The 14,473-nt window shown below is 41.3% G+C and carries 17 protein-coding genes; 2 read left to right on the forward strand and 15 right to left on the reverse strand.

What is annotated here, in order from left to right:
• Nucleotides 1–11: 11 nt before the first annotated feature.
• The 9 genes from M4974_RS04980 to M4974_RS05020 all read right to left on the reverse strand — a co-directional run bounded on the left by M4974_RS04980 (nt 12) and on the right by M4974_RS05020 (nt 8,004).
• The gene (locus M4974_RS04980) at nt 12–1,238 is read right to left on the reverse strand and encodes a glycosyltransferase (RefSeq protein ID WP_248715795.1); all 1,227 of its coding nucleotides are present in this window, start codon (nt 1,236–1,238) and stop codon (nt 12–14) included.
• The gene (locus M4974_RS04985; RefSeq protein ID WP_248706353.1) at nt 1,231–1,407 is read right to left on the reverse strand and encodes a hypothetical protein; all 177 of its coding nucleotides are present in this window, start codon (nt 1,405–1,407) and stop codon (nt 1,231–1,233) included. Before M4974_RS04985 ends, M4974_RS04980 begins: the two co-directional genes overlap by 8 nt.
• Before the next feature lie 108 nt (nt 1,408–1,515).
• Complete coding sequence (locus M4974_RS04990) at nt 1,516–2,187, reverse strand: DUF1542 domain-containing protein (protein ID WP_248706352.1); 672 nt, start codon at nt 2,185–2,187, stop codon at nt 1,516–1,518.
• Nucleotides 2,188–2,258: 71 nt separating this feature from the next.
• The gene (locus M4974_RS04995) at nt 2,259–2,564 is read right to left on the reverse strand and encodes a DUF7671 family protein (protein WP_248706351.1); all 306 of its coding nucleotides are present in this window, start codon (nt 2,562–2,564) and stop codon (nt 2,259–2,261) included.
• A complete protein-coding gene (locus tag M4974_RS05000) occupies nt 2,557–5,070 on the reverse strand; it encodes a carbamoyl phosphate synthase preATP-grasp domain-containing protein (protein ID WP_248706350.1) in 2,514 nt (837 codons plus the stop codon). Before M4974_RS05000 ends, M4974_RS04995 begins: the two co-directional genes overlap by 8 nt.
• A complete protein-coding gene (locus M4974_RS05005) occupies nt 5,051–6,130 on the reverse strand; it encodes a carbamoyl phosphate synthase small subunit (RefSeq protein WP_248706349.1) in 1,080 nt (359 codons plus the stop codon). The genes M4974_RS05000 and M4974_RS05005 overlap by 20 nt, the downstream gene beginning before the upstream one ends.
• Before the next feature lie 18 nt (nt 6,131–6,148).
• Nucleotides 6,149–6,676, reverse strand: a complete 528-nt coding sequence (pyrR, locus tag M4974_RS05010; protein WP_089937869.1) for a bifunctional pyr operon transcriptional regulator/uracil phosphoribosyltransferase PyrR — start codon at nt 6,674–6,676, stop codon at nt 6,149–6,151.
• A gap of 4 nt (nt 6,677–6,680) precedes the next feature.
• Entirely contained in the window at nt 6,681–7,628 is a 948-nt protein-coding gene (locus M4974_RS05015) for an RluA family pseudouridine synthase (RefSeq protein ID WP_248706348.1), read from the reverse strand.
• The gene (locus M4974_RS05020) at nt 7,615–8,004 is read right to left on the reverse strand and encodes an EbsA family protein (protein WP_248706347.1); all 390 of its coding nucleotides are present in this window, start codon (nt 8,002–8,004) and stop codon (nt 7,615–7,617) included. The genes M4974_RS05015 and M4974_RS05020 overlap by 14 nt, the downstream gene beginning before the upstream one ends.
• 108 nt (nt 8,005–8,112) lie before the next feature.
• Between M4974_RS05020 and M4974_RS05025 the strand changes: the two genes are divergently transcribed.
• Complete coding sequence (locus M4974_RS05025) at nt 8,113–8,505, forward strand: ribonuclease HI family protein (RefSeq protein ID WP_248706346.1); 393 nt, start codon at nt 8,113–8,115, stop codon at nt 8,503–8,505.
• An 8-nt stretch (nt 8,506–8,513) separates the two neighbouring features.
• On the opposite strand, the gene M4974_RS05030 is transcribed toward M4974_RS05025, so the two are convergent.
• Both M4974_RS05030 and M4974_RS05035 read right to left on the reverse strand, forming a co-directional pair.
• Entirely contained in the window at nt 8,514–9,083 is a 570-nt protein-coding gene (locus M4974_RS05030) for a GNAT family N-acetyltransferase (protein WP_248706345.1), read from the reverse strand.
• Nucleotides 9,084–9,170: 87 nt separating this feature from the next.
• The gene (locus M4974_RS05035; RefSeq protein ID WP_248706344.1) at nt 9,171–10,304 is read right to left on the reverse strand and encodes a THUMP domain-containing class I SAM-dependent RNA methyltransferase; all 1,134 of its coding nucleotides are present in this window, start codon (nt 10,302–10,304) and stop codon (nt 9,171–9,173) included.
• 25 nt (nt 10,305–10,329) lie between these two features.
• Here M4974_RS05035 and M4974_RS05040 point away from each other — a divergent pair, with 25 nt between their 5' ends.
• The gene (locus M4974_RS05040; protein ID WP_248706343.1) at nt 10,330–10,614 is read left to right on the forward strand and encodes a hypothetical protein; all 285 of its coding nucleotides are present in this window, start codon (nt 10,330–10,332) and stop codon (nt 10,612–10,614) included.
• Between the two features lie 3 nt (nt 10,615–10,617).
• On the opposite strand, the gene M4974_RS05045 is transcribed toward M4974_RS05040, so the two are convergent.
• The 4 genes from M4974_RS05045 to M4974_RS05060 all read right to left on the reverse strand — a co-directional run bounded on the left by M4974_RS05045 (nt 10,618) and on the right by M4974_RS05060 (nt 14,461).
• The gene (locus tag M4974_RS05045; protein WP_248706342.1) at nt 10,618–11,322 is read right to left on the reverse strand and encodes a DnaD domain-containing protein; all 705 of its coding nucleotides are present in this window, start codon (nt 11,320–11,322) and stop codon (nt 10,618–10,620) included.
• Between the two features lie 70 nt (nt 11,323–11,392).
• Nucleotides 11,393–12,703: an asparagine--tRNA ligase gene (asnS, locus tag M4974_RS05050; protein ID WP_248706341.1), complete on the reverse strand. Its 1,311-nt coding sequence runs from the start codon at nt 12,701–12,703 to the stop codon at nt 11,393–11,395.
• Nucleotides 12,704–12,735: 32 nt separating this feature from the next.
• The gene (locus M4974_RS05055; protein WP_248706340.1) at nt 12,736–13,923 is read right to left on the reverse strand and encodes a pyridoxal phosphate-dependent aminotransferase; all 1,188 of its coding nucleotides are present in this window, start codon (nt 13,921–13,923) and stop codon (nt 12,736–12,738) included.
• Nucleotides 13,924–13,936: 13 nt separating this feature from the next.
• The gene (locus M4974_RS05060) at nt 13,937–14,461 is read right to left on the reverse strand and encodes a cell wall elongation regulator TseB-like domain-containing protein (protein WP_248706339.1); all 525 of its coding nucleotides are present in this window, start codon (nt 14,459–14,461) and stop codon (nt 13,937–13,939) included.
• Nucleotides 14,462–14,473: the final 12 nt, after the last annotated feature.

Here is a 14,473-nt window from a genome sequence, read left to right on the forward strand (position 1 = left end):
TTTTTTTATGATTAACGTTCCACATGTTCCCAGGAACTTTCTTGTTTGAAAATCTCATCTTGATGGAGCAAGCAACGAATCAAGGACAGATAATCAACCAAGGAAATGACTTCCAAGAATAAAAAGGCCATGGGGGCGGTCAAAAAGAAAATCATCCTCTCCTTTAAAGTTAATTTTTCAGCATTTAGTACTGCAAAAGAGGCATAGGCACCATAAAGTAGTACCAAGGAAATATAGGTTGAAAAATCACCATACTGTACCAAACAAAATAAGGCTAAACAAATAAATCCTGGTTCTAGGAACATTAAAAATTCTTCCAACCAAATCTTAGGTAATTTCCAAAAGGATAACGACAAACTATATTTGGGGTTAAGATTAAAAATCATAGCCCGATATTTAATGAGGGCCTTGAAGCGACCGTATTTCCAACGCAGACGTTGATTTAATAGTTCATGAAAAGTGTGAACGGCTGGTGTGTAGGCAATTACATCATTAGCATAGACAAATTTATATGTGGTATTGCCATAATAAGCCAGTAACTTCATGGTCAAATCAATGTCCTCGGTCACGGTATCACTGTCATATCCGCCAGCTTTCAGTAAGCAATCGCGTCGAAAACAGGAACCAATGCCCCCAATGATATATTCTATATTCAATGGTATTTCGGAATTTTTTAAATAATAACTAACAAAATACTCAACCCGTTGGACATATTCAATAAAATGGGGAGCCTCTTTAATCCGTACATTAGCTGCTGCTGCCAAAACCCGCCGATCTTGAAAATAGCGATTCATCCTGGTTAATGCGTCCGCTGATAGGATTGAGTCAGCATCTAAAACCATAATTAATTCATACTGAGCATAATTAATCAAAGCATTATTTAAGGCAACCGACTTGCCACCATTAGTCTGATCGGCAATCACTAAATTTGGATATTCTAATTGGACAGTCCGCAATCTATTCAACGTATCATCATGGGATCCATCATTAATCACAATTACTTCAAAATTATCATAATCTAAGTTCAAAGCTGATAAAACGCTGTCTCGAATACTTTTTCCTTCATTGTAGGCGGGAATCAAAATACTAAAAGAATGATAGTATGCTGGCTTGGCAGTTCCCTTTTTCAATTTTAGCGTTTTTAACTCATATATATTAGCAAAAAAAATGCCAAGTAAAATTCTAAGGGCAGCATAAAGACCCAGTAGAATAACACTAATAACCAGCCAATTAGACATTCTTTTTATAAAAGAGGTACAAACTAGATAAAAGCGCCCCGACAAAGGCCAATCCAATAATGATAGAAAGACCAACCTGCCAATTGGAATTAACGCGTATACCCGTTTGTGGTAATAACGCGACCCCAACTGCACCTGAAACTACCACGGCCGATGCTTTTTGATACATAATAGCTACCCAACTTTCTCTTTTAAATAAATTATATCACATAAAAGTCCTATCATAGCTTTAAAAACAGCATTTAGCAAAAATAATTGACAACAAATTACAACTATATCAATTTTCTTTTTCAAAGAAGCCCTTCAAATCAGCCCGCCACTGTTCCAGACTAAATGGCTTTGGTAAACCAAAGCTATCTGGTTGACTAAAATTGGTCAATAATGACGCCTGATGCTTGATTTTAAACAGGCCCATATTTTTTCCGTTAGCAATTTGCTGAGCATCCTGGGCTTGATCAATAATTTGGTTAGCCTTGCGTTCTTCAATCCGAATCTTTTCCTGCTGTTGATTCTTGTCAGTTCGAGACAAACTAGTATCGTTATTAATCTTTAAAAATAGTTGCTGGCTACTTTGCCTAATACTCGCTTGGGCTTGTCGTTTTTGCAGCTTTAACGCTAGACCAATTGCATGTTGCTGAGCCATAGCTAAATCAGCCCGTTGCATAATTCGTTGAATGGCTGACCAACTATTAGCCCGGAATAAAGCCAATTTTGCTTGCCCTAACTCTTGGCTTAAAGCAGCCATTTGAGCTTGCTTTTGTCTATCCGTTAGAGTTAAATCAGTCTTTATTGCTTCAGCTATTTTTTGCTGTTTTTTTATTAAAGCCAACTGAGCGGCCTGTTTATAACGGATATTAGGTGAAAGAATTGATGCGGCTAGTAGATCATCATCAACTAGTGGGCTAATATTTCCGGACCCATAATAGTCCCGAATTGGCTGGTCTGACATATATCTCCTGTTTACATGTAGTCAAACTGCATGCTCCTTTCGAATATATTGTAAGCATTAATCAACAAAAGTTAACCTTTTTTAGATGTTATCCAAGCTTGTAAGGCCATTATATTTACTTGGCCGCTAGTCCAACGTGCCAAAGGCTGATAATCATGGCGTTGATTAAAGGCCAAGGGCGCACGATCAATAACTGCTACTGCTTGTCCATTTTCAGTTAAAAAAACTTGTCCCAACTCAAAAAACTTTCCTTTAGTATGCTTACCGATCCGCCAGGTATGGGCTTTGGCATGAGCTTGGGGTAAGTAGTTCCCCGAAGGATCTTGTTCAACCATCAACCCAATAATTTTTTCAGTTGGATACTTTTTATTACTCATCATTAACCACCTTCACACCCATCTCAAATCGGGTCGTATCAATCGGGCCACTAGGTTGCAAGTGTAGTTGATAGTTAGTTAAAGCCTTGGTCATCCACTGCTGAACATGGGGCGGATTTTTGGAAATCATTTGCAGCATCTCCCAATCACGGGGCGTCAATTCATCTAACATAGCCCGCACAATTAAACGCAGAAAATGAATGCCCATGGCCTTACTCAAATAGGCTACCTGACCATATGATACTGGTCGCAACCAAGTATCATGTGACAAATCTGGAATTTCAACCTGGTTAATCCATTCATTGACATCTGCTCGCCAAATAATTTGATAAAGTCCAGGGCTAGGCAAATTCAAATCATTCAAATCTTCCTTGATGTCTAAAGCTTGATTTAATAGGCGCATTTCCCCTGCGCGGTGTTGTCCAACGATCAAAGGATAGACTTCTACGCCATCGTAGAAAAAATTCAAAGAAAATTCTGACTTGTGATTTTCCGGTCCATTAGCTAAATGCTTTTCACGGGGTAAAATCAACACCCGTTGGCCCAATTCCTCTAAGACTTTAATCAACTTTTTTCGGTTACCTGGCACCATAATTGCCTGCGGTTGTTCTTTATCAACCACGGCCATTACATCAGAAATTTCAAGCGGTTCAAGGTACTGTTTATCTGAAATGTGAGGCAACAAGGTTGCGTCACTGCTGTTATTGTTCATCGCAACCGTGTGATACTGCAACCGACGTAATTCCGATAAAATAATCGTCGTTGCATAACCGCCCGAAGCCGATTCACCTAAACGAAAGGCCCCCGAACCAACGACAAGAATACTATCTTTACCCAAGGGAGTCGACTCATCTTCTGTCTCAAAGGTGGCGTAATACTGGTGAGCATTCTCCGGAAATTCCCCAGCAGAAGGTTCTAAGGCTTTATAGGTTGGTTGAATATCATTTTGACGAGCTAAGCGGCGAATTGACTGAAAATCACTATGCCAAAAACGAGCAATCAAGCCGTCGGACAAGCCAGCTTGTTTAGCCTGTTTCAACATATTAGGATCATCAATTTTAGCTTCCACCATTTGTTCTAAAGCGATTAGATGCTTTAACTGGTAGAAATAAAAGGCATCAATATGACTTAATTCTGTCAATTCGTCAACTTCATAGCCCCGTCGTATCGCTTCAATAAATAACAAAACTCGATTATCTTGGGGATGAATCAACTGCTGAATTAATTCATCATCAGAAATATGTTCCATGTAGGTTGGCGAAAAGCCCCGGTTATTAAAGTGGGCGGCCCGAATCGCCTTTTCCAAGGCTTCGATAAAGGTCCGACCAAATCCAATCGTCGAACCTACCGATTTTTGAATACTACTTAGGTTGCGGTCGACTTCAACCCCACTGGCGTGTAGATCACCAAAGGGGAAAACTGGTAACTTAACGGCAATGTGATCCATCATTGGCTCCATCATGGCCGTTTTCGGATGGAAATTGTGGGGTAACACAATATCTTCAAACGCCTGTCCCAAAGACAAATACATGGCAACCAATAGCATCGGATAACCAGTTACCAAAGCCATTCGAGTAGCCATTTGATCAATATAAGGCGCAATTTTAATGATGTAGATTTTACCAGTAACTTCACTCACGGCAAATTGCAGGTGCAAGGCTCCTTGTATCTGCAATAAATCAGCCACTTGAAAGGCATAGGAGCGCATTTGTTCCATAAAACGATCTTGAATCGTTAAAACCGGGGAAACACTAAGCGAATCAGCCGTGTGAATCCCAATAGGATCCATATCCTCACTGGCACCAACCTGCAAACAATTACCACGGTAATCACGTAAAACCTCCAGGCTAACCTCTTTCATACCATTAATGGCCTTAGAAATTAACACTTCATCTAGGAGGGACTGACTTTTAACCTCGTCGACAACCTGCTCTAAATCGTCCAAGCGTTCAACAATTTGGCGGGTGTTACTTTGCACAGGATTGTTGGCCCGAACCACCAAGGGTAAGGATAACGACCGCATTAATTCGTTAACTTCAGTTTGGGATTTTGCAATTTTACTTTGAATCACGGGCAAACCGGCATCGATTAATAGTTGATTTAACTGAGTAATATCGGCTGATTCACGTAGTACTGCCGGATTTAAGCCCAAAGTACGCGGAATTTGGCCATCATCAGTATGCCATTCATTTAATATTTGATTCCAAAGTCGTAAGGCTCGATGTCCTCCAAATAGAGGCGCCACTGCATCAATTTGATGGTCTTTAATGATTTTTTTTATATTGGTGACGGTTAAAGGTTCCCAAAAAGTTGTCGCCGCAACACTCTCCAAAGCGACCGAATAGGGATTATCATCAACCACAAAAACGTGATAGCCATGCCCATGTAATTCAGGCAAAACCTGATAAATAGCCGCATCATTTTCGCCCTGAATCCCAAAATCATTGGGTCCAGCCCCCAGAAATAGGATTTTATTTAGTTTAGATTTAGTTGTACTGTTCGACATAGTCGGCCACCGTTTCAAAGAAATCTGCAAAAATCACATTAGGTTCAATGGGGCCTGGCGCCCCATCAGGGAAAAATTGCACACTAAAAGCTGGATAATCACGATGTCGTAGTCCTTGGATTGATTGATCAACTAAATCACGGTGGGTCACAAACATCTTTTTACGATCAACTGTCTGGTCATCCACGACATAGCCACGTCCCTGCATGGCATAGAAAATTTCTTGGGAAATAATTTCTTGAATTGGATGATTCATCCCATGATATTCAGCCACCAAGGGATTTAAAGTCGCCCCATTAGCCATAGCAAAAAGTTCGTGGCCTAAGCCAATGCCCAACATGGGGGCTTTAGTCTGTAAGACACGAATTAAGGTAAACACACTTTCTGGCAAACTATTAGGATCGCCTGGCCCACTGGACAAAACAATCCCGTCAGGATCAAGAGTTAAAACCTCTTCAACACTAGTCGTGTAAGGCAGCACTGATACATTGCTGTCATAGTCACCCAGCATCCGCAAAATTCCATGTTTCAAGCCAAAATCAATCACTACAATATGATAGCCTCGACCCGGATTAGCATAGGCCTTAGGTGTGGCAGTATTTTGCACTTGTTGTTTAGTTAATACCGTTGCGGCCAGCTGGTCACGGGCATGATCATCAACATAATCAACAATCGTCGCCTTTTGAGGACCACTTTCTCGTAAGTGTCTGATTAACTGCCGAGTATCAACTTGACAAAGACCGGGAATATTATTTTGTTTTAAAAATCGATCCAAGCTCATTCGACGTTGCCGGTTAGTTGATATTTCAGCTAAGTCATGGACAACCATTCCCCGAATGGTGGGTTTAACTGATTCGTATGCCTCGGCATGAATCCCATCGGCTCCTACTACAGGCATGGCAAAGACAATCATTTGACCATCATAAATTGGATTGGTAATACTTTCTTGGTAACCGGTCATCGCCGTTTGAAAAACAATTTCACCAAAGGTCGTTGCTGGCGCACCAAAACCCTCTCCTACAAAAGTAGTACCATCTTCTAATATCAAGTGCCGTTGCATGCCTTCCTCCTTGGGAGATTAGTGAATAATTTCTACCGCATCTTTACCATCAATCTCTTCCACTGAAACTTGAATTTTTTCATTTTGAGCTGTTGGAATATTCTTACCAACAAAATCAGCGCGAATCGGTAATTCCCGGTGCCCACGATCAACTAGCACTGCCAAAGAAATTGATTTAGGTCGGCCAATATGAATTAAAGCATCTAAAGCGGCGCGAATCGTGCGGCCGGTAAAGAGAACATCATCAACCAAAACGATGTTTTTGTCGACAATGTTAATTGAATCCTTTTCATCCAAGCCCAAGTGATCGCCATGGGCTAAAACATCGTCACGATAATTGGTAACATCAATGGCCATAACTGGAATTGTTTCTTTTTCCAATTGCTCTAGCCGGTTGGCAATTCGATGAGCTAGGTATTCACCTCGCGTTTTAATACCCACTAAAACCAACCCTTGTCCGCCCTTATTACGCTCTAAAATTTCGTAGGTAATCCGAGTCAGGGCTCGTTGTAGAGAGGCTGAGTCTAAAACAACTTTATTAGCCATGGTGTTAATACTCCTTGTCTAAATTATCTTTAATCCTAATAATTGGTTCTAATTTTGCTAAAACGTCTGTAAAATAAGGCGGTAAATCACTGGTAAAAGTCAGTTCTTGACCAGTACTTGGTTGCGTTAGCGAGAGCGTTTTAGCGTGTAAGAGCTGTCCCTTTTGACCTAGATTGGTTGCCAGACTACCCTTGCCATATAGCGGGTCACCAACCACTGGATGGCCAATATAGGCCAAATGAACGCGAATTTGGTGAGTTCGTCCAGTTTCTAAACGTAATTCCAAAAGGGTGTAACCAGGATAGCACTCTTTAACCTTAAAATGAGTCAAGGCCTCACGTCCTTGCGCTAACACTGCTTGTTTTTTACGATCTACCGGATGGCGGCCGATTGGCGCATCAATCTGGCCCTCATCTTCATCAAATTCACCCTGTACTAAGGCATAGTAAAGCCGGGTGTTTTTGTGAGCCTTAAGTTGCTCTGATAAGACCTGATGAGCATGATCATTTTTAGCAACCATTAAGAGACCACTCGTATCACGATCAATGCGATGCACAATCCCTGGTCGAAACTCGCCGTTAATTGAAGAAAGCGGTGCATGATGTAATAAAGCATTAACTAGGGTGCCATCCGGATGTCCTGGAGCAGGATGAACTACCATCCCCCGGGACTTATTAACCACTAATAAATCATCATCTTCATAGACGATATCTAGGGCGATGTCTTGTGGTACTAACTCACTAGCAACTGGTTGCGGTGGATTAATGCTAATTTTATCCCCTGCTTGTACTTTATAAGAGCTTTTAACGTCTTTGCCATTCACTAATACATGCTTTTTTTGAATTAAACTAGCTACTTGAGAACGAGAATATTCTTGATCTAGTTGCGCTAATACTGCGTCTAATCGACCAGTTTGCTGATCGTTGATCAAAAACTGCTTATTTTCTGTCATCTTGCTTTATTTCCTTTAATTTGCGAGCCATGCGCTTACTAATCCAATAGGTTTGTAAACGACTACCGGATTGGATGCTAAGACGGCGGCCATTTAACTGCCAATATAAGCCATTGTCCAAATTATATTCGGCATAAGTTCGCCGTAAAGCGTACCCCATAAATAATTGACTGCCAGTTAGATAAAGTCGGTGACGAGCAAAGGCAAAAATACCAATACCCACTAAAACAACTAGATAAATTGTCAGCCACAGAGGCATTTGGTACATTCGTTCTGAGGAAATAATAACCCCTAACATCGTTAAAATTGCCCACCACATCCATAATATTTGATTCCAAGAATCAAGTGGTTGATAAAAACCAGTTGTAGGACCCATTTCATGCTCCTTACCATATTTAAAATCACTCCTATTTTACCATGAAATTTAACCAAAGCTTGGCAAGACTAGCCAGCCAGCCCTATAATAACTTGCAAGGAGTAATAAATGTTAATTAAAATTCACTTTGATGCTGCCCGACAACCAAGTACAGGTCATTCAGCAGCGGGATGTTTGTTAATTATTAATGGTCAACAAGAGCAATTAAAAGTACCCCTCCCACTCACCAATGACAACCATCAAGCTGAGTTTTTAGCAGCTATTTGGGCCCTATCCAACTTACCAACTGGCAAGCATCAGTTACACCTATATTCGGATTCAAAATTACTGGTTGATGCCCTCAATAAAAACTATGCCAAACATTATCAAATTTATGTGGACCGCCTGCATACAATTTTGGCCGCTTATCCGCTTGTATTAATTGATTGGGTTAGCGAAAAACAAAATCAAGGACCACACCATTTGGCCTTACAAGCATTAAAAAACGCAGATCGATTATGATCTGCGTTTTAATCTTGAATTAAGAGTTGATATGCCCAACGGGCAGTACTGATATTATCGCCTTCTTGCATATGGACTGTCCCGCGTTTTTCAAAACCATTATTAGTAATGACTTTTTGCATTGGTAAATTACCAGGATGCGTATCAATCCGGAAATCACGAGCGCCTTGGGCATAGAAATAAGAAATCAAAGCGGTCATAAAACGTGGTGCTAACCGTTGACCACGATACTTATCTGACATAGCTACTCGATGAAGGCTAGCATAGTCATGGCCATCAACGAGCCAATTACCATCTTCTAGGGCAGTATATAGTGGATCTTCGCCTTCAAAAGCGGCCGCATAACCAGCTACTTGATCGTCAACAACTAGTACAAAAGCTTGATGATGATCCATATCTTTTTGAACAGTATCAAGGTTTGGGTATTCTCCCTGCCATTGGTCTAATCCCTGTTCCTTTAGATACTTCTTCGCCCCTTGTAGAATTTCCACAATCGAGGCCATATCACGGGCTTTTGCCCGGCGCATATAAACTACTGGCATTGACTTGATTGGCATACCACGGTCAGTGGTATACATCTCCTTTCTATGTTTTCACAAAGTGTAATTTTAACACAATCTAACCAAAAACCAAATAAAAACGAGGTAATTACCCCGTTTTCATTATTATTTAACTCGCTTACCCCAATACTGATAATAATCAACTCGCAAAGAGCCATTATAGAGCTTACGTTTTTTAGTTGCTTTTTGACCGAAAGACTTTTCAAAATCTAAATCACTAGTCAAAATATACTTACTCCAACTAGGATATTGGGCATACAAAGTCCCCATTTGACGATATAATTCCCGGGCTGCCTCTAGTTCACCTAAACGTTCTCCATAGGGCGGATTAGACACTAAGACACCATTAACTTGATCAGTTTTCCAATCTTTAGCAGCTAACTGCGCAAAGTGAATGTCTTGTCCCAGGCCAGCATGCTTGGCATTTTCCTGGGCAATGGCAACCATATTTTCATCAATATCATAACCGGTAATATTTAATTCCCGATCATAGTCAGCTTGAGCTTCGGCTTCGTCACGAACCTGATCAGACAACTTAGTATCAAACCAATCCATTTGCTCAATTGAAAAGGAACGAATCAAACCAGGCGCAATATTGCGGCCAATCAAAGCTGCTTCAATTGCTAAAGTACCAGAACCAGTCGTGGGATCAACAAAGGGACGATCTGGATGCCAATTGGTTAGTAAAACCAAAGCCGCTGCGAAATTTTCCTTCAGCGGTGCACCACCCTTATTCACACGATAGCCACGTTTAAAGAGTGAATCCCCCGTCGTATCTAAAGTTAAAATTACATGGTCTTTTTCAATCATCACTTCCAACTGGGCAAAGAAACCATTTTCTGGTAAACGCGTCCGGACATGGTATTCCTCTTGTAACTTTGCTACAATCGCCTTTTTAGTAATCGACTGAACATCGGGTACACTAAACAGGGTTGATTTATGCGAACGCCCAGCTACCGGAAAGGCACTGTCATAGTTCAAATAGTCTTGCCAGTTGAGCGCTTTAACTCCCTCAAATAATTCTTCAAAAGTTTTAGCCTCAAACTCGCCAACAATAATTTTAATCCGATCAGCCGTCCGCAACCATATATTACTACGTAAAATATCAGCCTGAGTTCCCTCAAAACGAACACGATAATTTTCCACCTGGGCATCATAGCCTAGCTGACGCAACTCTTTACCGACCAATGCTTCCACACCAGCAGCAGCAGTTGCCATAAGATGATAACTTTTTACCATAATTTTCCTTTATAATTAAAACACTATGCAATTAAGTCAATTTGAAGCTTTAACTCAATATATGGATTTAAAAACCCCAATTTATCTTAAATATCCGGCCAGTGACCCCAATGGTAATCCCGTTAGTCAACTTAAGTTTGCTGCTAATCACCGAGATTTAGTTCTAGTAATTGGACCAAAACCGCTTTCGCTGGGTCAGTTAATGGCCCAAACGGCTCAGGTGAGCTATCAAGCTCAACTATTACGCCCCAATGGGCAGTCAATTTTAGGATTTCAGTTAGATAAAAACTACTACATCTACTTAAATTAAAAGCTACATGTCCTCAATTTTACCACTTGGTATCTTAACCTGAGGGGATTGATTTTGCGATGTAGCAGCTGCCGTTGACGGCGCATAACTAACTGCTCGCCGTTTAACTTTAGCCATCTCCACTGCTTGAGGTGAGGTCAAATTTTCTCGTTGCCAATTAGCCAAAATAGCCTCAATATAGCGCAAAGAACGGGCATTGTTGGCGATAGCTTCTTGAATGGCCAGCAACATCATATTGGGATCAAAATGATCCTGATCAAACCAATGACCCACAGTTTGCATTTCCATGGGTGAAAGCATCCGTCCAAACTCTTGTTCCAAAATTTGTAAAACCTGACGGCGACTGCTAGCACCAGTTGAAAGCGTGGTCGCTTCAACTGCACTATCTGATACAGCCTTCCCAGCGATTAATTTATTCAACATCGGCGTAAAATCGTAACTTTCTGTTTGCCGATTGCGCCCTTGAATTTGAACCAATTGGCGTTTGAGGAGACTTTTAATCCGATCAATAATACTTTGACTTGTTACCTGCATAATCCGCGCCAAAATCTCTGGCGTAGCTTGGTCCCCACTATCTTGTAATCGTTGAATCTCTAAGTATAAAACCAAATCATCGTTATCCAAACCCAATTGACGATAATGGAGCAACAAATCATTGCTAATACTGGTATGACCAGCTTTTAAATATCGTTGTAGATTAGCTTCCATATGAGCCTCCTTTCACTCTAACATAATAAAAACGTTCAAGTTCTAGCAACCTGAACGTTTTTTATTTCCCTTAAGGACGGATGCGGTGCATCATCCGTGGGAATGGAATCGCTTCTCGGATATGATCTTCTCCAGTAACAAAAGTCACCATCCGCTCCAAACCTAAACCAAAACCAGAATGGGGCACAGACCCGTACTTACGCAAATCCAAATACCAGTTGTATTCGTCCAAGCTCAATCCCTCTTCTTCAATTCGAGCCTTGAGATAATCATAATCAGTATCACGCTCTGATCCACCAATGATTTCCCCATAACCCTCAGGTGCCAACAAATCCGCACAGATGACGACATCATCACGACTTGGATGGCGCTTCATGTAGAAGGCCTTGATTTTCTTAGGATAGTTGGTAATAAAGACAGGGCTTGAGAAGTGGTTAGCTAGGAAAGTCTCTTCTGGTGAACCAAAATCAACACCCCATTGAACATCAAAGTTATTATCTTGTAACAACTTGATGGCATCATCGTAGGATACCCGTGGGAATGGTAACTGTGTATAAGAGCGTAACAAATCCTTATCACGCTTTAACAAATCCAATTCCTGGTCATTTTGTTCCAAAACTTTATTAATCAAAAAGGCAATATAGCGTTCTTGCAGTGCCAAACTCGCCTCTTGATCCATAAAGGCCATTTCTGGCTCTATCATCCAAAATTCAGTCAAATGACGGCGCGTTTTTGATTTTTCCGCCCGGAAGGCTGGCCCAAAGGTAAAGACCTTACCAAAAGCCATGGCACCAGCTTCAGCGTATAACTGACCAGTTTGCGATAAGAAAGCTGATTGACCAAAATAATCAGTTTCAAACAGTTCGGTCGTACCCTCTGGTGCTGAACCAGTCAACAAGGGTGCATCTAATTTAATGAAACCCTCTTGATTGAAGAATTCATAGGTAGCCGCAATCAAAGTATTACGAATCTTAAGTGTGGCAAAAGGCTTGATGTGACGCAAGTATAAGTGGCGCTCATCAAACAAAAATTCTGTTCCATGTTCCTTTGGTGTAATCGGATAATCCTGGCTAGCACCAATCACTTGAACATCACTGACAGCCATTTCATAACCAAAAGAAGAACGGCTGTCTTCGTGAATTTCACCAGTCACATATAGGCTCGTTTCTTGCTTCAATTCCTTAGCGGTTTCAAAAACATTTTCGGGTACATCAGCTTTAACCACCACGCCCTGAAAAAAAGCAGTTCCATCACGTAATTGCAAGAAAGCAATCTTACCACTACCACGCTTTTGCCGAAGCCAGCCACCAATTCGTACCGTTTGGCCTACATAATCTTTTGCATCAATAATTTGAATGGTTGGAATTTCTGTTTCTGTCATACCTTAGGACTTCAAATGTCCCTTCTCCTATCTTATTTACTGTTAAAAAAATTTTTTAAACGACTAAGTGCCTGATCCAAAGTAGCCTGATCCTTGGCATAACTAATTCTTAGATAACCAGGCATCCCAAATCCTTCACCACTAGGTAAAGCGACATGACTTTGAGTAAGAATCGCTTGAACCAGTTCACTGGTTGAGTCAAAGCCCAATTCAACCATACACTGGGGATTAATCTGAGGGAAGAGATAAAACGCGCCCTGCGGTTTAGCTGGCAGGTTGAAAAAGCTCATCTCTTCTAACTGCGCATAGGTAGCATTCAGACGCTGCTCAAAGGTCTGACGCATTTCTTCCACGCAATCCTGGCTGTCTGTTAAGGCTGCCAAAGCAGCATACTGCGATACTGCACTAGGGTTAGAGGTCATGTGCCCTAATATTTTATTCATTGCCCCAATAATCCGAGGATCGGCTAAAGTCCAGCCAATCCGCCACCCTGTCATGGAATAGGCTTTAGAGACACCATCAACAATAATCATACGACTATCATTTAGCTCTTGAAGTTCTAAGCCGGAAGTAAAAGTTGCCCCGTTATAAACTAATTGGCCATAAATTTCATCCAAGATCACATAAGTGCCAATTTGATTGGCCCAATTAAGGATACCGGCCAATTCCTGACGAGTATAAACCTGTCCAGTTGGGTTGGTAGGTGAATTCAAAATCAAAACCTTAACCGGATGATCCAATGCTTCTAAATCAGCCAAAGTTAATTTTAAACTTAGATTATCAGGCAAAATTGAATGGAAATGACCACCAGCCAATTTAACCTGTTCAACATAAGAAACCCATTGAGGACGAGCAGTGACTACCCAATCTTCTGGATCCAGCAAAACCTGCATTAAAACATACAGTGACAGCTTAGCTCCGGTAGTTACCGTAACATTATCAGCGCCAACCTTACTACCATAGCGAAGGTTCATTCTATCAGCAATCGCCTCTTTTAAAGCTGGAATGCCACTAACAGCTGTATAAAAGCTGGTCTTATTAGCTTGGATCGCTTGAATAGCCGCCGCATCAATATGGGGAGGGGTTGGAAAATCCGGTTCCCCCATACCCAAATTAATCACATCAATTCCCTGCGCTTGCATTTCTTTAGCCTTCCGGCTCACCATTAATGTAGGCGAAGGTGTTACTGCATTAACCCGCTTTGAAAATTGATAATCCATCCCTATGTCCTCCCTAAAGTCCATTGATTACTCGATAGGCCTTACCAGTTTTAAAATCTAGTGTTAGGTAGTTTAACTGACCGTTATCACTAGTATAGCTAACTTCCCAGACTGGAACGCCCTTGAAATAGCTGATATTGGCGGCATAAACCCGCTTTGGATGATAACGATCATTCAAGAGCTTGGTTAACTGCTGATTAGACATACCATCACTTCTTGGAAAAGTTGTCACCTTTTGCGAAGAACCTTGCACCACAGCAACCTTTTGCTGGCCTTTGGCGTTTTCACCAATGACGGCATAGGTGGTCTGATCGCGATAATCAACCGTAATTTGGTTTAAATTCACTAAGTCGGTTTTTTGGTGCACTATTTTTTCAACCCGACTTTCAGCTGAACGCATCGGTGCTAAAGCCCAGTAGGTATAGCCGGCACCCAGCACAACTAACAGTGCAATAATGGCGACGGCAATAATGATAATCTTGGGCCACATCACTCGTTTAGGACGCTGGCCGATTCGCATGTTTTCTCTAAATTGCATAATGGCGTACTC

The organism is Convivina praedatoris, from assembly GCF_933208495.1.
GTDB lineage: Bacteria > Bacillota > Bacilli > Lactobacillales > Lactobacillaceae > Convivina > Convivina praedatoris.